The 26,705-nt window shown below is 34.0% G+C and carries 32 protein-coding genes; 8 read left to right on the plus strand and 24 right to left on the minus strand.

All coding sequences use genetic code 11. The features are described 5' to 3' along the window. Positions 1-6: 6 nt before the first annotated feature. Positions 7-1,182, minus strand: coding sequence for an alanine racemase (alr, locus tag AC1Q8L_RS02235; RefSeq protein ID WP_002093966.1), 1,176 nt, complete (start codon positions 1,180-1,182; stop codon positions 7-9). 171 nt (positions 1,183-1,353) lie between these two features. Between alr and AC1Q8L_RS02240 the strand changes: the two genes are divergently transcribed. Next, positions 1,354-1,815 (plus strand): DinB family protein, encoded by a 462-nt coding sequence (locus tag AC1Q8L_RS02240; RefSeq protein ID WP_000498006.1) that lies wholly within the window; start codon positions 1,354-1,356, stop codon positions 1,813-1,815. Positions 1,816-1,823: 8 nt separating this feature from the next. Here the strand turns inward: AC1Q8L_RS02240 and AC1Q8L_RS02245 are convergent, their stop codons facing one another. The 7 genes from AC1Q8L_RS02245 to AC1Q8L_RS02275 all read right to left on the minus strand — a co-directional run bounded on the left by AC1Q8L_RS02245 (position 1,824) and on the right by AC1Q8L_RS02275 (position 7,987). Beyond that, positions 1,824-3,005, minus strand: a complete 1,182-nt coding sequence (locus AC1Q8L_RS02245) for an MFS transporter (RefSeq protein WP_492339396.1) — start codon at positions 3,003-3,005, stop codon at positions 1,824-1,826. A gap of 196 nt (positions 3,006-3,201) precedes the next feature. Beyond that, positions 3,202-3,747, minus strand: coding sequence for a MarR family winged helix-turn-helix transcriptional regulator (locus AC1Q8L_RS02250; protein WP_000378333.1), 546 nt, complete (start codon positions 3,745-3,747; stop codon positions 3,202-3,204). Positions 3,748-3,896: 149 nt separating this feature from the next. Beyond that, positions 3,897-4,673, minus strand: coding sequence for a Cof-type HAD-IIB family hydrolase (locus AC1Q8L_RS02255; RefSeq protein ID WP_000278721.1), 777 nt, complete (start codon positions 4,671-4,673; stop codon positions 3,897-3,899). A gap of 6 nt (positions 4,674-4,679) precedes the next feature. Continuing rightward, complete coding sequence (locus AC1Q8L_RS02260; RefSeq protein WP_001166442.1) at positions 4,680-5,270, minus strand: histidine phosphatase family protein; 591 nt, start codon at positions 5,268-5,270, stop codon at positions 4,680-4,682. Between the two features lie 90 nt (positions 5,271-5,360). After that, entirely contained in the window at positions 5,361-6,572 is a 1,212-nt protein-coding gene (gene spoIIP / locus AC1Q8L_RS02265; protein ID WP_002093965.1) for a stage II sporulation protein P, read from the minus strand. 15 nt (positions 6,573-6,587) lie between these two features. Next, complete coding sequence (locus AC1Q8L_RS02270; protein WP_000226254.1) at positions 6,588-7,556, minus strand: SPFH domain-containing protein; 969 nt, start codon at positions 7,554-7,556, stop codon at positions 6,588-6,590. A 2-nt stretch (positions 7,557-7,558) separates the two neighbouring features. Beyond that, on the minus strand, positions 7,559-7,987 hold the full coding sequence (locus AC1Q8L_RS02275) for an NfeD family protein (protein WP_000741971.1): 429 nt from the start codon (positions 7,985-7,987) through the stop codon (positions 7,559-7,561). A 274-nt stretch (positions 7,988-8,261) separates the two neighbouring features. Between AC1Q8L_RS02275 and AC1Q8L_RS02280 the strand changes: the two genes are divergently transcribed. After that, positions 8,262-9,479: an MFS transporter gene (locus tag AC1Q8L_RS02280; RefSeq protein ID WP_001245239.1), complete on the plus strand. Its 1,218-nt coding sequence runs from the start codon at positions 8,262-8,264 to the stop codon at positions 9,477-9,479. A gap of 50 nt (positions 9,480-9,529) precedes the next feature. Here AC1Q8L_RS02280 and AC1Q8L_RS02285 read toward each other — a convergent pair whose 3' ends face one another. The 5 genes from AC1Q8L_RS02285 to spoIIP (AC1Q8L_RS02305) form a co-directional block, all read right to left on the minus strand. After that, complete coding sequence (locus AC1Q8L_RS02285; protein ID WP_000405413.1) at positions 9,530-11,005, minus strand: amidase family protein; 1,476 nt, start codon at positions 11,003-11,005, stop codon at positions 9,530-9,532. A 180-nt stretch (positions 11,006-11,185) separates the two neighbouring features. Next, entirely contained in the window at positions 11,186-11,632 is a 447-nt protein-coding gene (locus tag AC1Q8L_RS02290) for an NUDIX hydrolase (protein WP_000178286.1), read from the minus strand. 23 nt (positions 11,633-11,655) lie between these two features. Next, positions 11,656-12,396: a M15 family metallopeptidase gene (locus AC1Q8L_RS02295; protein WP_000747650.1), complete on the minus strand. Its 741-nt coding sequence runs from the start codon at positions 12,394-12,396 to the stop codon at positions 11,656-11,658. A gap of 11 nt (positions 12,397-12,407) precedes the next feature. Further along, complete coding sequence (locus tag AC1Q8L_RS02300; RefSeq protein ID WP_002093964.1) at positions 12,408-12,905, minus strand: GNAT family N-acetyltransferase; 498 nt, start codon at positions 12,903-12,905, stop codon at positions 12,408-12,410. A gap of 268 nt (positions 12,906-13,173) precedes the next feature. Then, positions 13,174-14,328 carry a stage II sporulation protein P gene (gene spoIIP, locus AC1Q8L_RS02305; RefSeq protein ID WP_001079282.1) on the minus strand — a complete coding sequence of 385 codons (1,155 nt, stop codon included), beginning with the start codon at positions 14,326-14,328 and terminating at the stop codon, positions 13,174-13,176. Positions 14,329-14,416: 88 nt separating this feature from the next. Between spoIIP (AC1Q8L_RS02305) and AC1Q8L_RS02310 the strand changes: the two genes are divergently transcribed. Further along, complete coding sequence (locus AC1Q8L_RS02310) at positions 14,417-14,713, plus strand: hypothetical protein (RefSeq protein WP_000770732.1); 297 nt, start codon at positions 14,417-14,419, stop codon at positions 14,711-14,713. A gap of 4 nt (positions 14,714-14,717) precedes the next feature. Continuing rightward, entirely contained in the window at positions 14,718-15,023 is a 306-nt protein-coding gene (locus tag AC1Q8L_RS02315; protein ID WP_071714392.1) for a permease, read from the plus strand. On the opposite strand, the gene AC1Q8L_RS02320 is transcribed toward AC1Q8L_RS02315, so the two are convergent. The 6 genes from AC1Q8L_RS02320 to AC1Q8L_RS02345 form a co-directional block, all read right to left on the minus strand. Then, positions 14,996-15,562, minus strand: a complete 567-nt coding sequence (locus tag AC1Q8L_RS02320) for a DUF1572 domain-containing protein (RefSeq protein ID WP_002093963.1) — start codon at positions 15,560-15,562, stop codon at positions 14,996-14,998. The two genes, AC1Q8L_RS02315 and AC1Q8L_RS02320, sit on opposite strands and share 28 nt — an antisense overlap. Further along, the gene (gene csaA, locus AC1Q8L_RS02325; RefSeq protein WP_001263013.1) at positions 15,543-15,872 is read right to left on the minus strand and encodes a chaperone CsaA; all 330 of its coding nucleotides are present in this window, start codon (positions 15,870-15,872) and stop codon (positions 15,543-15,545) included. Before csaA ends, AC1Q8L_RS02320 begins: the two co-directional genes overlap by 20 nt. A 65-nt stretch (positions 15,873-15,937) precedes the next feature. Next, positions 15,938-17,275: a branched-chain amino acid transport system II carrier protein BrnQ4 gene (gene brnQ4, locus AC1Q8L_RS02330; protein WP_396530541.1), complete on the minus strand. Its 1,338-nt coding sequence runs from the start codon at positions 17,273-17,275 to the stop codon at positions 15,938-15,940. A gap of 453 nt (positions 17,276-17,728) precedes the next feature. Next, the gene (gene cbpA / locus AC1Q8L_RS02335) at positions 17,729-18,376 is read right to left on the minus strand and encodes a cyclic di-AMP binding protein CbpA (RefSeq protein ID WP_001220528.1); all 648 of its coding nucleotides are present in this window, start codon (positions 18,374-18,376) and stop codon (positions 17,729-17,731) included. Between the two features lie 176 nt (positions 18,377-18,552). Beyond that, complete coding sequence (locus AC1Q8L_RS02340; RefSeq protein WP_492339397.1) at positions 18,553-19,197, minus strand: HXXEE domain-containing protein; 645 nt, start codon at positions 19,195-19,197, stop codon at positions 18,553-18,555. Positions 19,198-19,205: 8 nt separating this feature from the next. Then, complete coding sequence (locus tag AC1Q8L_RS02345; RefSeq protein ID WP_000509368.1) at positions 19,206-19,793, minus strand: TetR/AcrR family transcriptional regulator; 588 nt, start codon at positions 19,791-19,793, stop codon at positions 19,206-19,208. Positions 19,794-20,059: 266 nt separating this feature from the next. Between AC1Q8L_RS02345 and AC1Q8L_RS02350 the strand changes: the two genes are divergently transcribed. The 3 genes from AC1Q8L_RS02350 (at position 20,060) to AC1Q8L_RS02360 (ending at position 22,928) form a co-directional block, all read left to right on the plus strand. Next, on the plus strand, positions 20,060-20,929 hold the full coding sequence (locus AC1Q8L_RS02350) for a hypothetical protein (RefSeq protein WP_000055269.1): 870 nt from the start codon (positions 20,060-20,062) through the stop codon (positions 20,927-20,929). A 207-nt stretch (positions 20,930-21,136) separates the two neighbouring features. Beyond that, positions 21,137-22,444, plus strand: coding sequence for a hemolysin family protein (locus AC1Q8L_RS02355; protein WP_000353735.1), 1,308 nt, complete (start codon positions 21,137-21,139; stop codon positions 22,442-22,444). Position 22,445: 1 nt separating this feature from the next. Then, positions 22,446-22,928, plus strand: a complete 483-nt coding sequence (locus AC1Q8L_RS02360; protein WP_000217336.1) for a DUF456 domain-containing protein — start codon at positions 22,446-22,448, stop codon at positions 22,926-22,928. Positions 22,929-22,952: 24 nt separating this feature from the next. On the opposite strand, the gene AC1Q8L_RS02365 is transcribed toward AC1Q8L_RS02360, so the two are convergent. The 4 genes from AC1Q8L_RS02365 to cls form a co-directional block, all read right to left on the minus strand. Next, positions 22,953-23,576, minus strand: coding sequence for an NAD(P)-dependent oxidoreductase (locus tag AC1Q8L_RS02365; RefSeq protein WP_000861649.1), 624 nt, complete (start codon positions 23,574-23,576; stop codon positions 22,953-22,955). Positions 23,577-23,677: 101 nt separating this feature from the next. After that, positions 23,678-23,857 carry a hypothetical protein gene (locus AC1Q8L_RS02370; protein ID WP_001045960.1) on the minus strand — a complete coding sequence of 60 codons (180 nt, stop codon included), beginning with the start codon at positions 23,855-23,857 and terminating at the stop codon, positions 23,678-23,680. 225 nt (positions 23,858-24,082) lie between these two features. Then, positions 24,083-24,541 (minus strand): spore coat protein, encoded by a 459-nt coding sequence (locus tag AC1Q8L_RS02375; protein ID WP_000340543.1) that lies wholly within the window; start codon positions 24,539-24,541, stop codon positions 24,083-24,085. Positions 24,542-24,572: 31 nt separating this feature from the next. Further along, positions 24,573-25,757: a cardiolipin synthase gene (cls, locus tag AC1Q8L_RS02380; protein ID WP_002093961.1), complete on the minus strand. Its 1,185-nt coding sequence runs from the start codon at positions 25,755-25,757 to the stop codon at positions 24,573-24,575. Between the two features lie 160 nt (positions 25,758-25,917). On the opposite strand from cls, the gene AC1Q8L_RS02385 reads away from it, so the two are divergent. Further along, positions 25,918-26,004 (plus strand): YjcZ family sporulation protein, encoded by an 87-nt coding sequence (locus AC1Q8L_RS02385; RefSeq protein ID WP_000505094.1) that lies wholly within the window; start codon positions 25,918-25,920, stop codon positions 26,002-26,004. A 126-nt stretch (positions 26,005-26,130) separates the two neighbouring features. Here AC1Q8L_RS02385 and AC1Q8L_RS02390 read toward each other — a convergent pair whose 3' ends face one another. Then, positions 26,131-26,637, minus strand: a complete 507-nt coding sequence (locus AC1Q8L_RS02390; RefSeq protein WP_000141164.1) for an acyl-CoA thioesterase — start codon at positions 26,635-26,637, stop codon at positions 26,131-26,133. Between the last annotated feature and the right edge of the window lie 68 nt (positions 26,638-26,705).

The following is a 26,705-nucleotide window of genomic DNA, read 5'->3' on the forward strand; positions in this document are numbered from 1 at the left end:
AATGATTCAGTTTTTTCTTAATATATTTACAACTGCAGTTGTTTCGTCATTTTCTTTATAAACACGCGGAATTCTTCTATCTAGCATACATGTAACTTCATAGTTTATTGTACTTAACATATCCGCTATTTCTTCTACTGTGATATTTTCTTCACCTTGTTTACCGTAGAATACTACTTCGTCTCCTACTTGTACTGGCATCGCTTTTGAAACATCCAACATTAACTGATCCATACAAACACGGCCAATTACAGGTACTCGAACCCCGTTAATTAACGCATAGCCTTTATTAGATAATTGACGATTATAACCATCAGCATAACCAATTGGTACAGTCGCAATCCATTCTTCACCAGTTGTTACATACGTATTCCCATAACTTACACCACGATTTTTCTTCGCATGTTTAATATGAGCCACTTTTGATTTTAACGACAACGCAGGCTGTAAAGAAACGACTGAATGATCCACCTCTTTTGATGGATACATACCGTACACTCCTATTCCAACGCGCACCATATTTTGAAATGTGTTACTTAATTCCATTGATCCTGCACTATTTGAACTATGAATATATGGTATTTGAATTCCTAATTCTTTCGCTGTATTAACAGCTTTTTCAAATAAACTTGTTTGCATATTCGTATATGATTTATCGATTTCATCTGCCGTAGAGTAATGCGTAAATATCCCTACTACTTCTATATACTCCATACGGTTTAATTCTTCTAAAAATGGTTTAACTTCTTCTTCTTGTAAACCGATACGACTCATTCCTGTATCAATTTTCACTTGAATTTGTACTTTCTTTTGAAGACGGTTTGCAATTTCATTTATACCATGTAAATCTTCTACTCTATAAACAGTCATCATAACGTCATATTGAATTACATCTTCTACAGCCGCTACTGGTGTGTATCCTAAAATTAAAATCGGCACAGTAATTCCTGCTTCTCTTAATTCTATTGCTTCATCTACAAATGCAACTGCAAGTTGATTTATTCCAGCTTCAATTGCAGCTTTGGCAACTTCAACTGCCCCATGGCCATACCCATTCGCTTTTACAGCAGCCATCATCTTAATTTCTTCATCATTTACATGTTTTTTAAATTCTTTTACATTATGTTTTACAGCATTTAAGTCAATTTCTACAATTGTATCTCTTCCATATTTCAAACTCATTGGTCTAACTCCTAACTCAATAATTGCATTCCATTCTATTTCACGTTTCATATGACCTTTTACAATATAATACTTTTCATTATGCTAGTCAAACTACTAGAATTTTCGGAATTTTGAGTATGATATAATATCCTCAAGAAACTATTATATACGGAGACGAGGAGAATTACAATGTTTGTTCAATCTGCATTACATCAACTAAAAGTTGCTATTGATACTTCTATTTATATGCTTAACCAATATAGTGAAAACGATTTAAAAATACAACCGATTCACTCAAAACGATCATTATTTGAAATGTGTACACATCTTTCTCTTATTTGTCATGCTGATTTGCTCATTTTAAATGGTATTCCAGAAAAAGAATTACATACCTTTTATATAGAACATACGCCCGTAACAGTTGCTCAAATGCAACAAACGATGATTGAAGGATACAACCTTCTCTCCAAAACATTTCTTTCCTACTCCCAAATAGAATTAGCAGAAGTTATGACTGCCTATTGGGGTATTTCTTATTCGCGCTTTGAATGGTTACTTGAAATCGTTGCACACTTTTATCATCATCGTGGACAAATTCATCTTTTATTATGTGAGCATATGAAAGATCCTCGCATTCCTTTATTTGAGTGATTTTCCACTTATTCATTAATTATAAATAGAGAAGCTACAAAACCAATAAAAAGTAGCATTCCTAATAAAATAAATGTTTGAGCATACCCTCCTATTTTCATTAGATAAATAGAAATGATAGGTCCTATACTAGTACCTAAAAATAAAATAAAAGTATAAATAGATACTGCTATTCCCCTCGCTTTCCCTCCTAATTGACCTACAAGAGAAACTAAAGACGGAACGGATATAGCAATACCTATTACAAAACAGACACTCATCATTACAAGTAGAGATAGATACGAAACAAAGCCCATTGAACTTAGACTAAAAATAGCGATCAACAATCCTCCCGGAAGAACTTTTCTTACTTCAAACCTCTTCGTTAAACGACCTGTAAGCGGTGACAGCAACATACCAAATAGCCCCGCTAAGCGAAAATAAAGAATTTGTTCTGCAATTAAATTGTAAGTAGGAGAGCTCAAATAATTCCCTAAAACAGTATACATATTAACAAAAGCCATTAATAAAACAAATGCAATTATATAGCTTAATACTAAGCTTTTATTTGTAAAAACTTTACCCATCTGTTTAATTGGCCCCAAAATATCAGTATAGGATTGAGACGTCTCTTCTTTCGGAAGAGAATAATAAACCCATATAGCAGTACTTATATAGACAATGCTAAGAAGAAAGAAAACCATATGCCATCCAAAATGCTGACTAACAGCAGTACTTATTACCTGCCCTACAATTCCAGCTACTAAAAAACCAGTACTAACAAATCCTATTGTTGTAACCCTTCTTTCTACTGGGAACATTTCTACAACGTAGGCTAGCGCTACTGGAGAAAATGTAGCTGCTGCTATCCCTTGTATACCTCTAAAAATAACAAGCCAAAATAAACTATCTACAAGCCCTAAGCAAAAAGAAACAATCGACAGTGCAAGCAATCCAATAAAAATCACTTTTTTTCGTCCATATTTATCAGAAATTGCCCCAAATAACAAACACCCTATAGCAAAGCCAACAGAAAATATACTTCCTGTAGCTGCCGATTGTGCTAATGACGTATTAAAAATGTTTGAAAATAGAGAGATTAAAGGTATTGTTACATATAGGCTAGACATAACTACCATACCCGACCAACATAATACTGCTGTCATTATTGTATAATTCTTTTCACTATTTACTTCCTTTCCTATTTCCATCATAAACTCTCTCCCTTATTACGATTTGTTTTTATTAGTTTAAACTCTCTAAATTACTAAAATAGCATTCCTTTAACTCTTATTTATTTTAATTACATAGCAAAAATTATCACCGCTCATAAAGTTAGTTAAGCATATAATAAGGTAAGCTAATTATATGTCCAAATAAATAAGTTGATCTTCATAATCAACTTATTTACCTACCTTCTCCTAATTTCACCTGCATAGTTGTTTGCATTTTATTTAATAGCTTTTCTAAAACTTGACGCTCTTCTTGATTAAAGCCATCAACTAACGAAGCGCAAGATAACCAAAAAGTTGGTAAAGAATGTGTAACTAGTTCTTTTCCTTTCGGAGTAATTTTCACCTTTAATCTTCTTCGATCTTCAGAATGGTGGAATCTTACGATTAACTCTCGTTTCTCCATCCAATCTAATAAGCCAGTGACAGAAGCACGTGTAATCCCTAATCGACTCGCAATATCCGAAGGACTCATGTTCACCTCTTCCCCATTCGCTTCCATTTCACGCAAAATAAACAATAGTAAAAAATCTAATTTACTCTCTGAAATACCAAGCGGAGCTAAATCTACGTCAACCGCATCAAGAACATTATCAGACGTCCATAACATTAACAAACCAAGTTTTGCTGCGATTGGATCCGTTTCCGCTGACGCTGTCTTTTTGATTAACTCTGCGTACGGCTCAATCCCTAAAGGAAGAGAATCTTTTCTTGAATCCATTCATCTTCACTCTCCTTTCTCATTAAATAATTAGCTTACCTAATTACTTTCTCATTATACTCATATTTTTCCTTTTATTGCAAGCACATTGTTGAACAAAAAAATCCTATTATTAAAACAGGATTTTTCACACTGACTAGCTATCAGTTTTAAATAATGTGCAACTTCTTTAAGGCATAAGAAATTCCGCCTTCACTCGCCTTCGTTGTAACGAAATCAGCCCTTCTCTTCAACTCCTCTCCACCATTTCCCATCGCAACTCCTAATCCTACATACTGCAACATCTCAATATCATTTCCACCATCACCAAAAGCAATGGCTTCTGATTTACTAATATTTAAATGTTCCAATACTTTTTGAATTGCAGTTAGCTTCGATACTTTACTATCTTCCAATACATTCATAACGTAACCATGAAAACGGTCAAACGTAAGTGCTGGATATCTTTCAATGAATTTTTGAGCTTCTGCTTCATCAGCATACAGACATATGCAATACATCTCATCTGACAAGTTTTTAACTTTGTCAGGATACCGCTCTAAATTTAAAGTTTCATTTAACGCTCGTATGACACGTTCATCTTTGGAAGCAATATCATTCATTGCAAATTCTTCTGTAAAGTAAGAAACACTGTGACCATGTAATTCAGCAAAATTTGAAATATCATGAACGATTTCGCTTGAAAGTACTGATTTATGTATAACTTTTTCCCCAAATTTTATATGTGCACCATTTGCAGAAATATACGTTTTTATGCCTAGCCCCTTAAATTGTGAGCATAAACTATATGGTCTCCCTGTTGTAACAACTACGTGAATCCCCTTATCTATTAATCTTTGTACCGCTTCTTTTGTACTTTCGTGCATACTTCTATCAATCTCGCTTAAAAGCGTACCGTCAACATCAAAAAATGCAACTTTGTACATAAGTCTTTACATCCCGTCCAAATGATTCGTATCATTAATGAAATGCACCGTTTTTTGTTCACCCTCAATTTCAATTAAACTTATTCCCGTATCTCCCATTTTGAAATAGTAGTCCATTGAAATTGGCATATTGAAAAATGCACGTAATAGACTATTAATTACTCCTCCATGGGCAACAATCGCAATTCGATCATATGTATTCTCTGTCACAATTTTAGAAAAAATCCCTTCTATTCTCATTCGAAACTCAATAAATGACTCTCCGTTTTCAAAACGGTCATGAAGAAATTTTGGCTCTGGATATTTCTTTGCTTCTTCAAATGATAAGCCAGCTTGTATTCCATTATTAAACTCCATTAATTCCTCTTCTAATTGAATTGGACAACCAATTGCTTCTGCTAATGTTTCACCCGTTTCGCGAGCGCGTTTTAATGTGCTTGCCCAAATGAAATCTGGTGCAAAATCTTTTTTCACTTTCTGTACAAGTCTTTGTACTTGTCGTCTCCCTTTGTCAGTCAACTCAAAATCAGCTCGTCCTTCATGCACATGTAAAATATCAGCTTCTGATTCTCCGTGGCGTATTAGTAGTATTTGCATGTTTCTCTCTCCCCCTTTATTTAACATTCACAAAATTCTATTATATCACATTTTAAGATTTCAAAATAAAAAGGAACGGTCTCCCGTCCCTCATCCATTCACTTTTTCCGCATCATTCCAATAATATTTACTAAACGCTTCTGTTAACACATCAATTGTGTTATATAATTCATCTAACGTATTATCAACACCACCAACTTCAATTAACATCGCATTTTTCGATAGATCTTGGTTATAAACGCCATTTCCATCTTTTTTATACTTCGGAAAAATCCCTCTACTTAATCCGTAATAGTTTTCATCTAAATAACTATTGATCGCTCTTGCAATTTTTTCATTTTCAGCACGGCCTTCATTTTCCATCCCAATAATAAAATATAATCTTGCATACGATTTTCCATTAATTACTTTTGTTGTTACTTTCTTACGCTGATCATCACGATGTATATCAATCGGAAACGCAATTTTATTATTTTGTGCTAATGCTCCTTTTACATATTCATGAGATGCTTTATATGACTGATACCATACCCACTTTTTACTCGCTAATAAATCACCCATATTCGTTTTATCGTGAATTACTGGAATTCCTTGCCCCTCAAGTTGTTCCTTCATACGTTTTCCTAGTAAGGACACATTTACATCTGGGCTAGATGGATCAGTTGCCCCTGGTAATAATGGAAAGAAGGATTCCCAGCTATGTGTATGATAAATATATACTGCACTTTCACCTTTTTTCGCTCCGTTCTTTTTCTGAACCGGATTATTCTTTTCCGCTTCTGTAACTTTATCTTTTGCTACTTCCCGTTCTTTCGTTACTTCTTCAATCGGTACACTAGATTCATTTGGGATATTCGTCAAGTTTGTCCCTTCCCCAGCTACGATAATATTAGAATAATACTTTGACATACCAGGTACTTCTTTACCGACGAATGTTCTTAAATCTTTAATTTTCAAATCTGTCGCAATAGAGAACATTAAATTCCCAACTGACTCTCTTTTATTCTGCTTAAAATAATCAAATCCGTAATAGTGATTCTCACTTTCTATCATTTGAACAAAACCTTGCATCGATACTTTTCCAAACCATTGATTTGCATAATTCGATTTCATTGTATGTAAAAGTGACGTCAAAATCGACGCTATTATAATTACTATTAGCGCATATAAAAGGAGTAACGAAATTAATTTCTTCCCATGTATTCGAGTTGCATACTTTTTCACTGCATCACCTTCTTTATACATGAATATGTACAAGCTTTTCGGAATATACGCACAAAAAAAAGAGAAATGGTATCCCATTTCTCTTCCTCACTTTTATTGTTCTTTTCCTGTATCATTTGAAGGTAGTTTCTTCGCTTGTTTTTCTTTAAATATTTCTCCAATTGCCCCAAGAGTACCAAGTGTTTCAATTGCATTAGACGGAATAAAGACTTTATTTGCTGGTCCTTTTGCAACTTCAGCTAATGATTCGAATGATTTGTAAGCAAGTATGCGCTCATCCAAATTCGCTTCACGAAGCAATTCAATACGGTTTTGTTCTGCTTTTGCGATTTCTTCAATTGCTCGCGCTTCCCCTTGTGCCTCTAATTCTTTTGCTTCTCTTATACCTTCAGCTTCGCGAATACGCGCTTCTTTATCCCCTTCAGCCATCAAGATTTTACTTTGCTTTTCCCCTTCAGCACGAAGAACTTTATCTTGTTTTGCTGCTTCAGCTTCTAAAATAATTGCACGTTTATTACGCTCAGCCTTCATTTGTTTTTCCATTGATGCTTGCACATCTTTTGGCGGGTTAATATCAACAACTTCGACACGTTCAATACGTACGCCCCATTTTTCTGTTGCTTCATCAAGCGCTAAGCGGATTTCTGTTGAAATTTTTTCACGACCAGATAACGTTTCATCCAGTTCCATTTTACCGATAATTTGACGCATCGTTGCTGAAGTAATATTACGAACACCATATTCATAGTTTGAAATACCATATGTCGCAAGTTCTGGTTCAACAATTTGATAGAAAATAATTGTATCTATTTCTACTTGAACATTATCTTTCGTAATTACTTTTTGCGGTGGTACATTCGTTTGTTGAATACGTAAGTCGTGATATACACGAACACGATCTACAATTGGGATTAAAATATTTAATCCTGGGTGCATGATACGTTGAAACTTACCAAATCTTTCAACAACCCCAACTTTTTGCTGAGGAATAATTTTAATTGTTAATGCGATAAATGTAACTACAATTAGTGCGAATATAATCGTTAACGTTAATGCTACCATATTTATTCACTCTCCTTTTTTACTTGTAATATAGTACTATGCCTCTTTATAACAACGACTTTTTCTCCAGCATCAATTGAAGAATCTGCAATAGCTGTCCAAGTATCTCCATCCACCTTCACAATACCATTCGCTTCATTTGTAATCGCTTGCATAACAATCCCTTTTTTACCAACAAGCATATCTACTGTATCCGTAAAACCTTTTGCTTCTCGAAAGTTTTTTGAAATTCTTTTCGTAAAGAATGTCAAAGTTAAACTTATAATTGCGCCAACAGTAACTTGTAACAGTAGTGCATCAGGAGCAAACAAAGCAATAAGACCTCCGACAACAGCTCCAATTCCAAGCCAAAGCATGTAAAATGTAATCGACAACATTTCTGCAATAAATAAAATACCAGCTATTATAAACCAAATTACCCAAGCAGCCATATGCAACCCTCACTTTCTTTCTCATTTTCTATATGTATATGAAGAAAAGAATGGTTTATCCGCCCTTTCTTACACTTGGGCGTTTGCTACAAGCTATTGTACATACTCACTGTTACTATGATTATTAATATAATACTATATCAATATATTCTTCATTATACATGAAAATTCCTTTCAAAAAGTGACAAAAAAATTAAATTCTTTAAAAATTTCATTTTTTAAATTACAATTATTCTAATTACTAAATACTATTTTTATAGAGGTGTTATTCTTATTGAGAAACCTGTCACTAACCTACTACTTAGGTTCCAAAACATGCATTACTCTCGCTGACATCGTATATGTAATGGTTATTACAACTCATATTTATATAGCAACTAAATCAGCTACTATTACTGCTCTTTTTCCATTATTACAAGTTATCACAAATCTAATTGCTAACATCTCTGCACCACTAATAATAAATCGTTTTCCGTCTTATACGTTGTTATATACGCTACAATGGCTAAAAACAGTCTTTTTACTATTATTAATGATTTTGTTTCCGGTCTTATCCACAAACATTATAGCTCTATTAACTTTTATTTTTTTCATTTCATTATGTAGTGGATGGAGCGCTCCATTACTATACAGCATTCTTCCGCGCCTTACACCGAAAGAAAAATTAGTAAAAGTAAATAGTATCTTTTCCTTTTCAACACAAATTGCGCAAGCCGCCGCTTATTCATTTACGAGTGTTATCGTTCTTCTCATTGGCGCTACATCTACACTCATGATTAATAACATGTTAATGATTTTTGGATGTATTGCATTACACTTTTCATTACGTACCATACATACTGAACGAATAGCAGATCCTCCCTCTTCAAAAAGTACTGCTTTATCGGAAGGTTGGAAACTCTTATTTCAAAATCCTTCTCTCCGTACCGTTACATATATGGACTTAATTGAAACTTTCGCCGGGACAATATGGATTGGCGCTATTACGATGGCATATGTTACGACTATTCTTCATAAAGGCGAAGAATGGTGGGGATATATTAATACAAGTTATTATGTTGGCACGTTAATCGGTGGTCTATTAGCATGGAAAATGAGTTCCTATATTCAAAACAATTTAATACGATCTATGTCGATTGGCTCTCTTATATTTAGCATTCTTACATTTTTATATGGTATGACGAGCAGCGGATTTATTGCGCTTTTTCTATGTGTTCTAATGGGACCATGTTATCAAATTAGAGATATTTCCCAAACGACTGTTTTACAATCAAGTGTCGCCCCTGCTTTATTATCAAAAATGTATACAGCACATGGTGTACTTCTTTCAACAGCCTCTGGACTATCTATGCTTAGTGTTGGCATTATTACTGATATGTTCGGTGTTCGTACAATTTATATCATCGCTTCTATTCTTATTTTATGTTCCGCTTGTTTATCTTTTAGTTTATTAAAATATCATAAAACAGAGCAGAACGATATTTCACTTTAATCACTAAAACAAAAAGGACAGGCATTCCCTGTCCTTTTTATTTATTCTATTCATGACAAGTTTGGGATTTTTCTATGTTTTGTCGCCTGTTCAAAAGCGTAAGCTAGCTTAATTAACATCCCTTCACTAAAGGCAGTACTTGCAATCGTAATTCCAAAAGGTCTCCCGCTTTCCATATACCCTGCAGGTATTGCTATAGACGGATAACCCGCTTTCGCACATATAGTAGAAGCTATATAGGAAGGAAACAGTATCGCATCAAGATTATATTTTTCCAATGCAAAATCAATGCCTTGTTCTTGTGAAAAATATATATCTTCTAATCTTGCATTTAAATATTCTGGATTTCGTAACGTATTAGGAAAATCTTTTCTTCCCTCTAACTTAGTTTGTCCATATTTTAAAGCTCTTTCTGCTATGTTTTTATTAAACTCCATTAACTCCGAAATAGAATGTACCGGAATAGTAGAAGGTAATTTAGAAAGATAGTTATCTAAACTATGCTTCAGTTCATAAATCGGCACTCCCCAACTCCATTCTCTATGAAAAGAAGGAATATTAATATTTTCTACTACTGTCGCTCCTTCATTACGTAATACTTGGATCGTTTCCTTAAACAAGATTTCATCATACTCACCATTTTCGTAATAATCTTTTGGTGCATCGTTAAACACACCAATCTTCGCTCCATTTAAGCCATTAACATTAAGATATTTTGTATAATCCTGCTCTGCCCTACCTTCACTTCTATGAGTAGCAACATCTTTCTCATCTACTCCAATTAAACTCCCTAGCAAAATAGCAGCATCTGTTACCGTTCTAGCAAATGGTCCAGCTGTATCTTGCGAATAAGTAAATGGAATAATTCCTCTACGACTAATTAAACCGACAGTCGGTTTAATACCTACTACAGAATTTTGAACAGCGGGGCTCAAAATAGAAGCATCGGTTTCTGTCCCAATAGATACTACTGTAAAGTTAGCGGCAACTGCTATCGCAGATCCTGTACTAGATCCGCCAACAAACATATGGTCCTTGCCCGTTCCGTATGGATTGATTGTTTGACCACCTCTTGCACTATATCCAGCCCACATTTCAAAAGACATTGCATTTGCTAATTCTGTCATATTTGTTTTTCCTATTATTACTGCTCCGGCTTCTCGTAATTTTGTAACGAGAAATGCATCTTCACTGCTTATATTTTGTTCTAGAGCAATCGTACCTGCACTTGTATGCATGGAGTCATTCGTTTCAATATTGTCTTTAAGCAAAACAGGTATACCATGTAATGGACCCCTTATACCTTTTGTCTTTCTTTCATAATCTAACGCTTCTGCAATAAAAATAGCATCTGGATTGATTTCTAAAATAGAATTAATTTCCGGTCCGTCTTGGTCATACTTTGCGATTCTATGAAGATAATACATCACTAATTCCTTTGAAGTTAACTGCCCAGATTCCATTTCGGTTTGTATATCATGAATTGTTAATTCTTTTTTTAATACTGGATTAAACTGAATCTCCATTTATATTCTCCCTTATAGCAACTTTTTTGCGTATAACTCTTACTTTTTCATCTTTTCATCCCAACTATTCCAAACTAATATTCCTTTAAAGAAATTCAATTTATCTATTCAAAAAGCCTTTAATTTCCCGAAAAATAAAAAGAGTCTAAAACGAATGAACTTTCGCTTCAGACTCTTTTATTACTTTACATATATCTCATCTAATAAGTGTAAAAACTCTCCTTGTTTCCCTGCTAATTCAGGGCATTTTGCAATATTAACCCATTCGTAGCTAAACGCTAAACTTTGATCTTTCTCACCAGCACTTACTATATGTTCCCATGTATCTTTTACATCAGTTAGTAAAGTTACATGAAAAAAGTGACGTTTTTCATATTCCTGTTTTTCCTTCACATGTATAATGTAATCTGCTAAAAAACGCTCTATACATAAATGACGTAATCCGGATTCTTCCTGTACTTCACGCAATATAGCCGCTTCTAACGTTTCACCTTCATCAACCGTTCCCCCTGGCACTTGAATACCAGCTTCATGTATATCACGATGTTTAAAAACCAGTAATTGCATAACCCCCTCTTTTTCTCTTGTAATATATGCATGTACTTTTTTCTTATATAACATCGTCATTATACGTCTCTCCCCTCAATCATTTACTCTGTTACTTCTTCAAGCGTCAGTTGATTATCATACAAATAAGTAGCTTGTGGATTTCCCACATACCTTACGTGCCATGGTTCATACCGATAGCCCGTAATCGTTTCTTTCGCTTTTGTGTATCGAATCACAAAACCAAATTTATGGGCATTTTCAGAAAGCCACTGACCTTCTTTCGTTTCCCCAAAAACCGTCTCTAACTGAAATTTAGCAGATTGAGACGTAATATCCATAGCTAATCCAGTTTGATGCTCACTTGTGCCAGGAACCGCGCTAGACATTGCTGTTTTTGCTTCCCCATCTTGTTTTTTATACATCGTATTTAATGCTTTTTGTCGATCAAAGGATCTAAATCCAGAAACTGCAAAAAGGAAAATACGCTCGTTGTTAGCTTGCTGGAACATTTCCTCAAGCGCCCTCGCTGCCTCTTTTCTCATCTTTTTCTTTTCTTGATCACCTTCACTAGAGTAGCGCACTTTCGGAATAACTAAATCTGGCGGTCTATAACCATCTGGTAAACGCCTACTTTTATTCACAAGTACAAGCATTGAATTCGGATTATTAATTACCGCAATATCCCCATCCATATTAGCAATCGTTTCTTTCGCTTTTGGAAATATACTATTTACACTTACTTCCCGCGCCTGCTTATCCTTATACATTTTATAATTGATTCCTGCTACTCCAACAATAATTATTGCAGCTACGATACCGAGTAGTGCCCATCTTTTTTTCATATAACGACCTCTTATTTTAATAATTTGGCCATTTCATACTCATCGATGTCCTTTCCATCGATAATAAGAGCAGCTTTTTTGACACCTTCTTTCTCAAATCCAGCTTTTTTATATAGTGCCTGAGCTCTTGTATTGTGGGCCATTACTGTTAATTCTAAACGCCATACATCATGTAATTTTGCCCACTTCTCAACCTCTTTAAACAATCTCGTCCCAATACCTCGCCCGTTATACTCTTGCAAAATACCAATTACAATGCTTGCCACATGCCTCTTTCTTTGAATGTTATTTCCATTCACTAATATAAAACCTATTATTCTCTCATCTTCAACTGCTACAAATATTGTTGCATATTCATTTTCTATAAATCGCTGGATCATTTTTTCTTGTTGCTCAGCTGTAGTTTTCCTTTCTCCTGGTTCATATAACATAAACTTCGTTTCTTCATCTAATTGCTTACTTAATTGCAAAAATGATGCTGCATCTTCTACTTTGATCTCCCTAATCACCTAAATCACCCTATCAATTTCATAATATAAAAATTTTCCTTGTAAAAAGATTTTCTCTGCCATTTCAAAAATCCCTTTCTAATTCTCCTATTATAATTAGACAAATTTCGATATCGCTATAATAATTATTAATCATGTCCATTTTGTGACATCTTGCTATCCACATTTCAAACCAACACAAAAAACGTAAGCATTACACTTACGCTTTTCCAAGATTGAAGTGAGCTAATAATTATCGATAGATACCCTGGCTAATTCAAGTTTCACTTTATCCATTCACTTTTTCTGCCTGCCAAAAATATTCACCAAATGCCTTAGCAAGTGCATCAATTGATCGATTCAATTCTTCCTCCGTATTATCTACACCGCCAACTTCTATTAATATCGCTTGCCCTGATAAATCTTGATTATAGATTCCATTTCCTGTTTGGAAACCTTTTTGAATGACCCCACGACTCACTCCTGGATATTTCTTATTAATCGCCTCATGTAAAGCTGTCGCTAATTGTAAGTTTTTTTCATAATTTTTATTTCCTTTCCCTACTACAAATGCAAGCTTCGCATATGATTTATCTCCAATTGTTTTTGTCGTTACATTCTTTCGAGCACTATCACGATGCAAATCAAAAAAGTATTGAAGATCTTTATTTCCAGCCATAGCTTGCTGCACAATTTCTCGTGACATTTTATACGAACTATTACTGTTTAAACCCTTACTTATTAACTTTTGACCAACATCACTCTTATCGTTAGTAGCTCCAATCCCTTCACCTTCTAGTTGTTCACGGAAACGATCTCCTAATATAGAAATATTCGATACAGAACTCGTTGCTTTATTCGGATTCGGGTCATTCGTTAAGTTAAGTAAAGGTAAATAAGATTCCCAGCTATGTGTATGATAAATAAACGCAACTTGTCTTTTCCCGGTCGTTTGGGACGGCTGTTTTTTCTCTTTATTCGTATCTTGTTTAGGTGCTTGTCCAGTTCCACTAGTCCGTTCTTTCACTACTTCTTCAAGAGGTACACTCGACTCTATCGGTAAGTTAGAATAGTTTGTGCCCTCACCCGCAATAACAATTTCTGTATCGTACTTACCAAACCCGGGTAGCTCTTTCCCGACAAAACTGCGTACATCATTAAAGCGAATATTTGTAGCCATAGAAAAGAGAAAAGAAGAAATTGAAAAATCTTGATTCAACTTTCGATACTCCTGTGTAAAATAATGATTCTCTTTTCCAAGTACATACATGTAACCATTCATCGATAACTCATTTAACCAATTATATAAATACGTTGACTTCGTCTCTTTCATAGAGGTTACCATCATACTAATAAGAAAAAAAGTCGCTAGCACTGTAGTAATAACAAATAAAACTAACTTACGCATACTTGTAAACTTCATAAAAAAAAAGCCCCGATTCATACTATCACCTCTCTATTTCAAGTTATGTACAAGCCCTAGAGAATAGACCGTTAAAATTTCGGCTATATTGTTAATGAGGTGAAATGAATTGAAGCTATTAATAGGAATATTACCAATCGCTCTATCATTCATTTTTTATTTGTCCGCTAAGCATCCAAAAGTCTCTATTGTACTACATATTTCTGCGTACTTGGCACTGTATGTACTCGGTACAATTATTTCCATTAATATATACGATGTTTTAATACAAGATTTAGTTTTCATGACGAGCATTCATGGGATTTTACTGAATCCATTTTTCCTTATTGCAGGAGCGTATATAGGAACATACACGTTGTACCTACTTATGTCTCACATTATTATAAAAATAAAAAATGGAGCGTAATGAAATGCAACCAACATTTATCTGTCATACATGCAAAAAAAGAATTGTGAGAAAGAAAGATCTTATTACCGCCACATGGTACTTCCGCTTTTATTTATTTCACAGTGATTGTTTTAAACGACAGCAAGTGTTCCTCTCACGATTTATCCCAGTAAATACACTTTTCAATTTCTTTCTTATTATGTATGGACTTATTTTTGGCAGCATTCTTATGATTACAGAACCATCTATTATTTGGCTGATTTTCTTATTTCCCATTTTTTATCGGTTTCTTTCTTATTATTATATTGAACGTTTTTTCTCTACATAACGTGCAGACTGACCTCTCGGAATACTTAAACATTCCCACTCATTTTCTTTTAACATCTTCCCAATGTAAATAATCTGACCAATATGCAATGCATAATGAGAAATTTGCCTTTCAATTGCTTGCATGACAGTATGTGCTTCACCGCGAATGTATACCGTCTTCAATAAGTGCTCCGGCGCTAAAGTATTCATCGTATTAAAAACATATTTCCATCCTTCTTGCCAAGCTATAAGGGCTTCTTCTTTTGAATGATAGCATCCCTCAAATTCACCATCTCGATTACGATCGGTTTTTTCACCATCAGACGTTAAAAAATCCGTCCATCTAGAACGCATATTACCGTGCAGATGCTTTATAATAATCGCTATACTATTTGTTTCTTCATGAGAATACCATTGTATTTGTTCATATGATAATTGAGAAAGTGCCCGTTCCCCTTGCTTCTTTGTTGCTTCAAAGTTCGAAATCGCACATTGCAAATATTCTCGTCCGATATCCATATTAGCCCCTACCTTCACCCTAGCTAATTTTCGTTCCATTTGGCAATTCCATATTAGGCTGAAGTAACACAACATCATCAGCTTCAGGAACACCACCAAGCACAAGCACTTCTGATTTGAATCCAGCTACACGCTTTGGTGGAAAGTTTACAACAGCAACGATTTGTTGACCGATTAAATCTTCTGGAATATACCTTTTCGTAATTTGAGCACTTGACTGCTTTATCCCGATTTCTCCAAAATCTATTGCTAGTTTAATCGCTGGTACTCTCGCTTCTTTAAATTCCTCTGCATGTATTACAGTTCCAATTCTCAAATCCAAATTTAAAAAATCTTCAAAATTAGCCATTTATCATTCCCCCCAATTATTACTTAGACAAAATACAAAAATTCCCTTCAAAAAAAGAAAGGTGCCTAAGCACCTTTCTTTTGTAATTCACTTGATTCATTTGATTTATAGAAGAAGAAACCGAGAATCCCGCCAATACATGATGGAATTAACCATCCGATTCCTTCGTTATATAACGGTAACATTTGTAGTACATTAGAAATCGCGTCAATTTTAATTTTCGCACTTTCTAAACCGTTAAAGAAACTAATTAACAATGCACCTAAAATAGCTCCAATATAAATTGTATTCCGCTTCCCAATCCACTTATGGAAATACGAAAGTACAATTAATACAATTGCAACTGGATAAATGATCATTAACACAGGTAATGTTACTGCGATTAATTGTGTTAAACCTAGGTTAGATACAATTAAACTAAATACACATACCATTGTTACAATCGTTTTATGCGAAAGTTTTGGGAATAAGTTTGTAAAGAAACCCGCACACGCAGATGTTAACCCAACAGAAGTTGTTAAACAAGCGAGTATAATAACAAGCCCTAATAAAACTTTACCACTCGTCCCATATAGCTCATTTACAACATTCGTTAAAATAAGACCACCGTTTTCTGAGACACCAAGTGATGTACTTGTTGAACCAAGATAAGCAAGTGATAAATAGATTAACGTTAAACCAAGTACAGCAATAATACCTGATACGACTGTTATTTTTGCAATTTGGCTACTCTCTTTTATCCCTTTAGAGCGAATAACTTGTACAACGACAATTCCAAATACGAGAGCACTAATTGCATCCATCGTTAAATACCCTTGAATAAATCCACCAAAGAAAGCATTCTCTTGGTAAGCAGCTAACGGCGCAGCCGGCTCTCCAATTGGATCAATAATTGCCTTTCCGACAATAACAGCAACAATTAATACCAATAGTGGCGTAAGAAACTTTCCAAACCAATCCACTAATTTAGATGGATTTAATGATAAATACCACGTTATTCCGAAGAAAACTATCGTGAAAAGAAATAGCATGTACCACTCTGAAACCATTGCCTCTGATAAAAACGGCTTCATACCCATTTCAAACGAAACAGCTCCAGTACGCGGAATCGCGAAAAATGGTCCAATTGCTAAATAACTAATCAATGGGAAAATAAACGCAAATATAGGGTGGACTCTAGAAGATAGCGCTTTCAAGTCCCCCTCTACAAACGCGACAGCTGTTACAGCTAGTAGGGGTAATCCGACTCCCGTTACAAGGAATCCTATTGTAGCAATCCAAACATTCTCTCCTGCTTGTTGACCTAAAACTGGCGGGAAAATTAAATTTCCTGCTCCTAAAAATAATGCAAATAGCATCAAACCAATTGCTACCGTATCACCTGGCCTTAAACGTCCCTTCATGCTCTTCATTTGCATAGCACTTTTTCATTGTTTATCTCTATATTTTACAATATGCTATGCATCCTCCTCTCTGCTCAAGATGATAAAATATGCCCCTTACAAAGCAGTGTCTTTCTCCATAATTTCTCCATTTCCCTTATTTTTACTCTAATCATTAATACAATTGTTATTTTTGAATTTTGAGTTTTTTGAATTTTTAAATCATTAGAGTGTTATTACGTGGAGTATAGTTGTCAGACCTCTTTGTTTTTATCACACATATAGTAACATATTTAGTTGCAAAATAAAAACATATTTTCAAATTGATTTTTTTGAAAATCGAAATTATCTACATTTTTTATTCTCTTACACAAATATTGTTATAATCTCACCTATTACCCTGTCGTTATTTTAAAATAACTTCACACACGTAACATAACAAAAGCCATCCAATAATTAGATGGCTTTTGTATGTTACTCTATCGTTTCAACTTCACGTGGATTTTTCATCTCTTCCACATATACAACTCTAAATCCGTGATCTTCTAAATCTTTCAATAATGTCTCTAATTCACCGTCGTTAAACTCTTCTCCTAATGTAAACATAATCCTACGAACTAATAGGGCATCATTATCAAAAGTCATCAAACTTTGAATACCAGTGTATTTCTTTAAAACTGTCGATAACTTTTGGATTGCTCCATTATAGTCTTGCGTTCCAATCATGACAGAGTATTTACTAGAGTGAACGCCCCATGCATCCTCTAATAACTCAAAAACTTTTTTATGCGTTAAAATTCCAAGGAAAACCCCTTTTTCGTCAACTACTGATAAATAAGGCAATTTTTTTATTGTAAAAAATACTTTAAAGAAAGAAGAATCTTCTCTCACAAATCCCTCTTTATCGTTTAATAATTGCATTACACTCTCGTCAAGTGATCCTTTATATTCTAAAATATCTACTTTATATATATTCCCTAAAAATTTCTCTTTTTTTTCATCTAAAACTGGTACACAGCGATACCCCGTTTTATTTAAATGCTCTAACGCTTCCCCTATCGTAATCGAACTTGAGCACAGTAAAACTTCCCTTTTTGGCACGTAATTCCCTTTAATCCTCATAAAAAGCCTCCTTATGTTAAAATACTTTCTGTGCCATAACTATATTATATTTTCAGAAAAAAATAAATGATTTATTTTATTTTTCTGAAAATTATTCATTTTCTTGTCATAATTTATTCATGAATCCTTCACTTGCACTTTCTTCCGCATCTAAAACCCTCCCTCTGAATTCTGAATCACTTCAATGTATCATTGTACGGACCTAATTGTTTTTTAGAAAAGTAATAATTTGTCTCCTTACTTTTCATTAACATATTTCCTTTTATAATTAAAAAATAGGTAGCTATTAGAAAGTAGATCACCCCAAATAACCAATCCAAATTTGTAGCCAGATTGTGTAAAAGAATATACCTCATATATACATAACCAATTGGAACATGTAGTAATACAACCGCACCTAATCCCGGATTATATATTGTTTTAGCTTTTATATTCGCAAAAATACCATGCCATATGAATTGAAAAAATCCCATTAAAATAGGTGCCAACCCAAGCCATATTATATTTTGAAAAAAAACCGGGAGTAAATAAAAAACATACGCAATCAAAATATTTATTACCATAGCAGATTGCGTATTTAATGGATAGCGGTCTGGTATATCACTTTTAAATATAACTACATTAAACAGACCAGCAAAATAACCTGGCCAACGATACTCTTCAAATTGATGCACTAAAATGGCCACAAAACTTAACCCTAACAGTACTTTTTTTTCACTCATTTCTCCCAAATTCGCGACTAAAGAAACAACGACAACAATAGCGACAACTAACCCTATATCACACCAATGCTTTCTAAAGAAACTAGCCACCTCTATCACCCACTATCTCAATTTTTATAAAAATAGCGTTCAAATAGGAAATCAATCTGTTTTTCTACAGATGGTACTTTTATATCTGCCCCTGATTCGAGAATTGGCATCATTAATGTGGGAAGAAAAATGGATCCAAATATTTGCACCGTCATCATCATTAAAATTTCCTGATCCGTTTCATTTGTTATCTCGCTCAAAATATTCTTCACTTTACTGAAACCTAGCCTCTTCAAAAAATCCCCATATTCGTATTGAGATGTAAATACCGTAGTTCCCATTGCAATAATCTTCCTAACTAACTCCGGATATTGCCGAATTACTAGTACATAATCCAATAAAAATATTTTTAATCTTTCTTTTGCTGGCACTGTAATATTATCTAAAATAGAAAAAGTGCCTTGAAAGCTAATTAATAAAACTCTAATCGCCTCACTAATTAACTTTTCTTTTGAACCAAAATGGTAATTTACTAGCGCTATATTTATATCTAACAATGTTGCAATTTTCCTTATCGTTACCTTTTCAAAACCTTCTTTTTTAATTAATTCCAATGTTGTATTTAAAATCTTTTTTTTCGTTGATACGTTTTCATTCCCTCCCAATTTATCTCCCCCTCTAGAATGTATCAGTTAAACAACGATTTAAACATCGTTTAATTTTATGGTATCACTTTCCAATTGTAAAAATCTATTTAATACTTTCGACATTTCCCTACATTCTCTTCATTCCACACAAAAAATAGATTTCTAAATACAATTTAAAATTATCCATATGCCCATACATGAAGAAAAATATATTGTAACTTGCTCCAAAAACGGCTAAAATAAGAATAAGAATTTTCTGAATATTCCAAGAGTAGGTGGTTTATATGTCCTTATTACGCTCACATATATGTAAATTTATAATTGGTGTTATTGTTATTTTTGCCATAAGTCCTATTCCAGCTCTTTTTATTACACACAATTACTCTTATCAAAATGGATTTATTAGCATTTTTCAAAACTTCGCACAGCTTTCTTCTATATCAATTCCAAAGGTTGATTGGATGCATGAATCTATCTTTTTCTCAGCAAATCAAATGATACATACTTCTAATCATTCAACACCATTATTCCCTTACATATGGGAAATATATTTTATATCGATTGTTCGTTTTACTTTTACCCTTGCGATCGGATTTTTCATAAGTTTGGGTATCGGCCATTTATTTTTCAAAGTACCTAACTCGTTTAAAAAGTTTACTACTGTATTGAATTGGATACCTTACTCTTTTTGCACTGTAATATTACAATGTTCAGTCTTATTACTACTTCTATACGTCGCACAATTTATAAACCTTCCTTACTACTCATCTTTTATCATCGTATGTAGTACTTCCATGATTATCGTTATGCAAGCAGTAAAAAAATGGATTCCTTTCTTGAAAAACACAAATGAATATGAAATAAAACATGATTCTTTTCTTGTGGATACATTGTTTTTGGCGCTTACTTCGAACCATAAATCAATTTTAGGTTCCATCATTCTTTCATTCGTTTTTATGGAATGCGTTTTTCATGCAAGTGGACTGTTACAATTTATCGTTCAATTTGGCGGAAATTCACCCATAATTGCTACAATCGGCTTATTACTACTCTATATCCCATATAGCATACTTTCTTTCCTTCAAACACTATGGACCACAAACTACTCCAAGCAACAGTCATACACTTTAACGAGAAGCGTTCCAAAACCTTAATTGAAATAACCCTCTATAATCTAAAAGTAGGGGGTTATTCCTTTTGTATAGCGGACAAAATAACAGCAAATTCAAAAACTATTACAGAAACATACCAATATTTGCCCTTTTCCTTTGACTATTCTTTTCATTTAGATTTATTATAAAAGTATAACATAATTGCAGGAGGTGACATCTTTATTCCAAACCTTGGAATGGAGAACACACTTGGACATATTAAATATTTTTCTCATCTTTGTACTTATTCTTATTTCTGGCTTTTTCGTTGCATCAGAATTCGCTGTTGTAAAAGTACGAAAAAGTCGAATTGACCAACTTGCAAATGAAGGTAATAAACAAGCTTTAGCTGCAAGAAGCGTCCTATCTAATTTAGATGTTTATTTATCAGCTTGTCAGCTCGGAATTACAATCACTTCTTTAGGGCTTGGTTGGCTTGGTGAACCGACTGTGGAACATATACTACGACCGCTCTTTGAAAAAATTAATATTACTGGAACAATGGCTAACACTTTATCTTTTGTTATTGCTTTTAGTGTTATTACATTTTTCCACGTTGTATTAGGTGAGTTAGTTCCAAAGTCTTTTGCAATTCAAAAAGCAGAAGCAATCACACTCAAATTTGCAAGACCTCTTATTTTATTTGATAAAATTATGTATCCATTTATTTGGTTACTCAATAGTGCAGCTATATTTTTCACAAAACTACTCGGATTAGAACCTGCCAAAGAAAATGAACTTGCTCATTCTGAAGAGGAATTGCGACTCATTTTAGGTGAAAGTTTTAAAAGCGGTGAAATAAACCAAACCGAATATAAATATGTAAATAACATTTTTGAATTTGATGATCGAGTTGCGAAAGAAATAATGGTTCCTCGTACCGAAATGATTTGCTTATCTACTGAAAATACGTTAGAAGAAAATATGGATATCGTCGCAACTGAAAAATATACACGCTATCCAATCATTGAAAAAGATAAAGATGATATCATCGGGATGATTAATACTAAAGAAGTATTCCATGATCAAACGAAAGGTATTTATAAACCACTTGAATCTTATATACATCCTGTTTTAACAGTATTTGAAACAGTTCCAATTCGTAAAACGTTAGTCCATCTTCAAAAAAATCGCGTTCAGATGGCAATCGTTATGGATGAATATGGTGGCACTGCCGGACTTTTAACGATGGAAGATATTCTTGAAGAAATCATTGGAGAAATTCAAGATGAATTCGATGCGGATGAATCACCTATGATTGAAAAGCGTACACCTAAGCTTACTGTTTTAGATGGAAAGGTGCTCATTTCTGAAGTAAATGATATGTTTGGCCTACATATTGATGATAGTGATTTAGATACAATTGGAGGATGGCTTCTCTCTCAAGCAGTTGACTTAAATATTGAAGCTGGTTATTCCATTGAATATGCTGGTTTTCAATTTAAAGTATTAGAACTTGATGGACATCAAGTCAAAAAAGTTGCTGTACATAAACTAGATATTAAAAAGGAGCTATAAAGTGACGGTTTTATTAACAATTTGTATCATTGCCTGTTTCCTTGTTTCATTTCTCGCCTTTATTTATCCCATTATCCCTGGCATACTTGCTGTCTGGGCTGGATATTTAATTTACCATTTCGGTATAAATGGAGGAGAATTAACAACTTCTTTTTGGATTATTCAAGTCATTTTCACTCTTTTCATTTTCGTTGCTGATTTTATTGCAAATGGATATTTCTTAAAAAAATACGGTAGTTCTAAATGGGGCGAACGTGTCGGAATGATTTCTATCATTGTTGGATCGTTCTTCTTCCCACCATTCGGACTTATTATCATACCGTTTTTATCAGTATTTATAACAGAACTAGTGCATAAAAAAGCGCCAAAAGATGCCTTTCTAGTTGGAGTCGCTACTGTAGTTGGTTTTTTAAGCAGTACAGTAGCGAAAGCAATTCTCCAAATCATTATGATTGTCATCTTCTTGTGTTATATCATATTTTAACCATCCCGACTTCGGGATGGTTTTTTAATATGCAATACCTACTCGACTATTTTCATATATGTTTTTCTTACATAGATCCCATGCAAAGTGTGCTGTATCACCCACTGTAATTTTCGATCCACCTTCTGGCAATATATCTTTTTCAGTTCGATATACCTCTGTCGCCTCACCGTCTATTAAATGTGTCGGACAAACAACTGTCCAACATAAATTATTACTATTACTTAGTACCTTATATGCAGCCAAATGATCTTCTGCTGCTGTTGTCGTTTTCCTTTTTGATTCCGTTGATTGAAAACGATATAAATTTAGATCCGTTCTTGCTTGTAAAATACCAGCCGTTCCTATTGTTATGATCTTATGAACCCCTTCTTCTTCCATTTGCTTAATAATTTGTGGCATACTCTTCGCTAATGTTCCATTTTGATCCGTTCCAAGTGCACTAATTACTATATCGCTTCCTTCTATCGCTTTTTTTATATCATTTTCGTTCAATACATTACCTTCTATCACTCGTAACCTTTCATGTTGTATTTCTATTCTATTTAAATCACGCGCTAATGCAGTCACTTCAGCTGAATCCTTTAATGCTAAATTAATTATGTTTGAACCTACTCGTCCTGTTGCTCCCAATATACATACTTTCATTTGTTTTCCCCCTCTTTCATTCTCTTTCTATTTTTCAATAATATCAATCAATTTACAACAAAAAAGCTTCCTCATATATGAGAGGAAGCTTTTTTATTACTTTATTTCTTCTCTTTAGAATCAGTAGACTTCTCGGTTCCGCTTGTTTCTTTATCCTTTTTATCCTCTTGTTGTGTTGTTGTGTCGTCTTCTTTCTTCTTGTCCTCACCTTTACTACAACCTACCATTAATAAAGAACTTGCAAGTGCCATAGCAGTTAATGATTTAACCCATTTGTTCATTTGCGTTTCCTCCCTGTGATAGAATATGTACAACCTCATATTACTCTCTATTTTTAAAGGAGAGATTGAAAAACAGTAAATATACGGTAAATTTTTGTAAATTTTCTGATAACAAAAACTAATTTAAATTTACATATTTCATTTCCAATCGATACACAATAAAACTAATTTTTTCTCTAAATGGACATAAAAAAACTAAGGCGCATACCATTCCGCCTTAGTTTCTCATGCAAACTTTTCATTTTCATATAGATGTGTAATCTTATATTCCTTCTTCATAACATATTGCCACACACTATAAGCGTAACGGTTCATTTTCAGGAAACAATTTTCCAAAAATGAGCGGAACTCCGGATTAGCAACTTCCACTGCAACTTGAGCAAACTTTAGAGCTAATCGTTTTAAGTGCGCAATATAACATGTTGCAATATGAATATCCCCTGTATATTTACTAACTGTTTCCTTTTCCATTTCATGCAAACCAAACTCCGTTGTTTCACAGGTTATATGCTGCACATTCTCTCCTTCTTGAAAATTTACTTGTTCATTATATGCTTGTAACATATATGGTAAATGGTGCTGTAATAGATTTTTTAATTCTTCGTCTCTGACCTTTCCAGCATACTCTCCAACCTTGTATATTAGCATATAACTATATCTCATTAACTCTTTCATACAATCCATGAAAGTGCCTCCCTTCTCTAGGGTCTATATGTTATAAATATGATGCTAAAACATTTGCTATTCTTGCTAAAAACCAATCCCATCTACTAATTTTCTCAAAATCTTCTTCAGAAAATCGTTTTGATTTATGAAAGTCTACCTTTAATCGACTCCATACTTCATCAACAACTGTTTTATCATATATGATACAGTTAGACTCACAATTTAAATAAAAACTTCTATTATCAAAATTCGCTGTCCCAATATCAACAATTTCTCCATCAATGATTGTTACTTTCCCATGAAAAAATCCATTTCGATATTGATAAATCTCCGCTCCAGCATGTAACATATCTTTCAAATATGGATAGGCAGCTTGTTTTAACAATATGGCATCACTTTTAAATGGCACGAGAATTTTCACATTAACACCACGATTTAATGCAGCTTTTAACTCTTTCACCATTTCTTTACTTGGTACAAAATATGGTGTAGCGATAATTAAAGACTTTTTAGCCTTTTTTAAAAGTGCCCCATACTTTTCCCATAAGCCTTTTCCATTTGAAAATAGATATTGATATTGTACATTCCCTAATGTCGGTATACTTTCATGTATAGGCATTTTTTCTCCTGTATCTTCTTTCCAATCTTCGGCGAACTTTCTTTCCATATCCGCTGCACCCTCACCATGGATGCGCACGTGATAATCACGCCATGGCCCGAACTTCGGATCTTGTCCAAGGTACTCCTTTCCGATATTAAAACCACCGACGTATGATACCTTTCCATCTATCGTAACAATACGTCTATGATTTCGTTGATGCAAAGAATAGAAAACATTTTTCAGTTTCGGTTTTTTACTGAATGTAAACTTCACACCGTTTTCCTTTAATCGGCTAATTACCTTTTTCTTCAGCTTATATCCACCTATTCGATCGACTGACAATTTCACTTCTACTCCACTAGATGCTTTTTTCTCTAATAACTGTAAAAACTCTTCGCTTATTTCATCTTTTCCTACAATATAAAAATGGATATATATATACTTTTCTGCTTCGTTTATATCTTCAAATAATTTTCTATATAACTCTTCACCGTTCGTATATAGTTGAAATTCACCTAATCGAACTTGTCCTAATTCATATTCACTAGCCATTTCCTTCCCCATTTCCACATCGATGTTCATCCAAATGAATACACCTATTAAACAAAGGATTATAGCGAAAAAGTGCTTCATGGATAAATTCCTTTCTCCACTTACTGTTATTTCTATATCTTCCCTTTTTTATTACATTATCATTCAAGAAAATATGTCATTGCATGATATATGTCCATATCAAACAATAGCTCATTTGCATATTGTATGTTGTATCTTAAAATAAAAGGAGGAAATAACAATGGGCTTCGCACATGGTAATGGATTTGCGCTATTAGTCGTATTATTTATCCTCTTAATCATCGTCGGTGCTGCTTGCTTCTGCTAAGTAGCTACTGCCATATGATATGTGGATGAAAAAACTATAAAAGCGGACACCTATTTTTAGGTGTCCGCTTTTCATTTTAAAACCATTTCCGCCTGCTATTGTAACTTAAATGGCTAAACATTTATCTCAAAAGGTTAACAATGTGGCTACTTTCTTACTCTCTGCCTTACGTATATGACGCTGCTCTGCACGTAACACTGCAATACGATGTAATTCTTTCTCTTCTTCTGTTTCAGGGATAACACGCGGTACTGGAACTGGATTATTTTCCTTACTAAGTGCAACAAAAGTAACGAATGACGTTGCCGCTATACGCTTCTCACCTGAAATTAAATCTTCAGCCACTACCTTCACAAACACTTCCATCGAAGTTCTTCCCGTCCAAATTACGAAAGATTCATAACTAACACAATCTGAAGAACGAACAGGATGTAAGAAATCAACCCAGTCCATAGATGCTGTGACACATTCCTTTCTCGAATGTCTGGATGCTGAAATAGAAGCAACCATATCCATCTCCGCTAATATCTTCCCACCAAATAGCGTGTTATGATCATTTAAATCTGTTGGGAATACCCGGCTCGTTTTGAACACCCTTGACTCATTGGCTGTTTTCCCCTTCACTTCTGTCATTGTTATCACCCCTTTAATGATTTATCCCTAATATTTCAATAATCACTATACTAAATGAATTACACGTT

The sequence above is a fragment of the Bacillus sp. GW823-FHT06A11 genome, from assembly GCF_058795355.1.

What these genes read in the sequence shown, in the direction of transcription:
- alr (WP_002093966.1), bottom strand. Translation starts at nt 1,182, where the DNA reads ATGAGTTTGAAATATGGAAGAGATACAATTGTAGAAATTGACTTAAAT.
- AC1Q8L_RS02240 (WP_000498006.1), top strand. Translation starts at nt 1,354, where the DNA reads ATGTTTGTTCAATCTGCATTACATCAACTAAAAGTTGCTATTGATACT.
- AC1Q8L_RS02245 (WP_492339396.1), bottom strand. Translation starts at nt 3,005, where the DNA reads ATGGAAATAGGAAAGGAAGTAAATAGTGAAAAGAATTATACAATAATG.
- AC1Q8L_RS02250 (WP_000378333.1), bottom strand. Translation starts at nt 3,747, where the DNA reads ATGGATTCAAGAAAAGATTCTCTTCCTTTAGGGATTGAGCCGTACGCA.
- AC1Q8L_RS02255 (WP_000278721.1), bottom strand. Translation starts at nt 4,673, where the DNA reads ATGTACAAAGTTGCATTTTTTGATGTTGACGGTACGCTTTTAAGCGAG.
- AC1Q8L_RS02260 (WP_001166442.1), bottom strand. Translation starts at nt 5,270, where the DNA reads ATGCAAATACTACTAATACGCCACGGAGAATCAGAAGCTGATATTTTA.
- spoIIP (WP_002093965.1), bottom strand. Translation starts at nt 6,572, where the DNA reads ATGGGATACCATTTCTCTTTTTTTTGTGCGTATATTCCGAAAAGCTTG.
- AC1Q8L_RS02270 (WP_000226254.1), bottom strand. Translation starts at nt 7,556, where the DNA reads ATGGTAGCATTAACGTTAACGATTATATTCGCACTAATTGTAGTTACA.
- AC1Q8L_RS02275 (WP_000741971.1), bottom strand. Translation starts at nt 7,987, where the DNA reads ATGGCTGCTTGGGTAATTTGGTTTATAATAGCTGGTATTTTATTTATT.
- AC1Q8L_RS02285 (WP_000405413.1), bottom strand. Translation starts at nt 11,005, where the DNA reads ATGGAGATTCAGTTTAATCCAGTATTAAAAAAAGAATTAACAATTCAT.
- AC1Q8L_RS02290 (WP_000178286.1), bottom strand. Translation starts at nt 11,632, where the DNA reads ATGACGATGTTATATAAGAAAAAAGTACATGCATATATTACAAGAGAA.
- AC1Q8L_RS02295 (WP_000747650.1), bottom strand. Translation starts at nt 12,396, where the DNA reads ATGAAAAAAAGATGGGCACTACTCGGTATCGTAGCTGCAATAATTATT.
- spoIIP (WP_001079282.1), bottom strand. Translation starts at nt 14,328, where the DNA reads ATGAATCGGGGCTTTTTTTTTATGAAGTTTACAAGTATGCGTAAGTTA.
- AC1Q8L_RS02315 (WP_071714392.1), top strand. Translation starts at nt 14,718, where the DNA reads ATGCAACCAACATTTATCTGTCATACATGCAAAAAAAGAATTGTGAGA.
- AC1Q8L_RS02320 (WP_002093963.1), bottom strand. Translation starts at nt 15,562, where the DNA reads ATGGAACGAAAATTAGCTAGGGTGAAGGTAGGGGCTAATATGGATATC.
- csaA (WP_001263013.1), bottom strand. Translation starts at nt 15,872, where the DNA reads ATGGCTAATTTTGAAGATTTTTTAAATTTGGATTTGAGAATTGGAACT.
- brnQ4 (WP_396530541.1), bottom strand. Translation starts at nt 17,275, where the DNA reads ATGAAGGGACGTTTAAGGCCAGGTGATACGGTAGCAATTGGTTTGATG.
- cbpA (WP_001220528.1), bottom strand. Translation starts at nt 18,376, where the DNA reads ATGAGGATTAAAGGGAATTACGTGCCAAAAAGGGAAGTTTTACTGTGC.
- AC1Q8L_RS02350 (WP_000055269.1), top strand. Translation starts at nt 20,060, where the DNA reads ATGTCCTTATTACGCTCACATATATGTAAATTTATAATTGGTGTTATT.
- AC1Q8L_RS02365 (WP_000861649.1), bottom strand. Translation starts at nt 23,576, where the DNA reads ATGAAAGTATGTATATTGGGAGCAACAGGACGAGTAGGTTCAAACATA.
- AC1Q8L_RS02370 (WP_001045960.1), bottom strand. Translation starts at nt 23,857, where the DNA reads ATGAACAAATGGGTTAAATCATTAACTGCTATGGCACTTGCAAGTTCT.
- AC1Q8L_RS02375 (WP_000340543.1), bottom strand. Translation starts at nt 24,541, where the DNA reads ATGGATTGTATGAAAGAGTTAATGAGATATAGTTATATGCTAATATAC.
- cls (WP_002093961.1), bottom strand. Translation starts at nt 25,757, where the DNA reads ATGAAGCACTTTTTCGCTATAATCCTTTGTTTAATAGGTGTATTCATT.
- AC1Q8L_RS02385 (WP_000505094.1), top strand. Translation starts at nt 25,918, where the DNA reads ATGGGCTTCGCACATGGTAATGGATTTGCGCTATTAGTCGTATTATTT.
- AC1Q8L_RS02390 (WP_000141164.1), bottom strand. Translation starts at nt 26,637, where the DNA reads ATGACAGAAGTGAAGGGGAAAACAGCCAATGAGTCAAGGGTGTTCAAA.